This is a genomic window from Psychrobacter sp. 1Y4 (genome assembly GCF_051847555.1).
On record NZ_JBPYDE010000244.1, the window covers coordinates 1 to 927 of the forward strand.

The following is a 927-nucleotide window of genomic DNA, read 5'->3' on the forward strand; positions in this document are numbered from 1 at the left end:
ATTGTTATTATTTTTGTGAATCGGGTGCTATGCTTAGTGTCACTAGCCTACATAAGACAATCATAACAAAATTAATAAGTGAGATGATACGTGAACCTGATTTATATCCATGGACTGGACAGCGATGCAAACTCGACCAAAGGGCTGCTGTTAGAAAAATATTGCCAGCGCCATCATCCTGATATTACGGTACTGCGTCCTGATTTGAATAAATCGCCTGCGCAAGTGCGTGAGCAGCTGCTGTCATTGATAGAAGAGTTAGACAATAGCAAAGATGCAGAGGCTCAGTCCTCCAATACGGTATTGGTCGGTAGCTCATTGGGTGGTTATTTTTCAACTTTAATAAGCAATCAAATAGGTTGTCCTGCATTACTGTTAAACCCCAGCACGCAGCCTCATATTACTCTACAGCGCTTTTCTGATAACTCAGTATCAAATCAAGATAGTAGTGATGAGTCATCGGATAATAAAGTCCTGCATACGACGGCTGGTGGCTGGCGTATTACGCCGTCAGATTTACAGTGGTTTGCAGATCATCAAATCTCTCAAGTCACTTATCCCAATAAAGTTGCTGTGCTGCTCAAACAAGGTGATGGGCTATTAAACTCTGAGTTGTCTCAGGCCTTTTATGAAGGGCAAGGCGCTGGGGTAACCATGCAGATAGGCGGCGATCATCGCTTTAGTGATTTTGGTGAGCAGCTACCGATGGTGATAGAGATGCTACGAGAGTTGATAGAGTCTTAGATAGACGACATTATATGACGTGAACGATGGACTATTGACCTTAACGTCGCTATTTTTGGTTATAATGAATAAATAGAATTAAACGCATATGAATAGTTAAGGATGCATTTGTGAGTCAATATAATGCGCAATCGTTAGAAGTTTTAGAAGGGCTTGAACCCGTCCGTCGTCGCCCAGGTATGT

General features: G+C 42.2%; 1 protein-coding gene. It reads left to right on the forward strand.

The features are described from left to right. The first annotated feature begins 90 nt into the window (after positions 1-90). The gene (locus ACS8FC_RS15530) at positions 91-744 is read left to right on the forward strand and encodes a YqiA/YcfP family alpha/beta fold hydrolase (RefSeq protein WP_439297430.1); all 654 of its coding nucleotides are present in this window, start codon (positions 91-93) and stop codon (positions 742-744) included. The last annotated feature ends 183 nt before the right edge of the window (positions 745-927 follow it).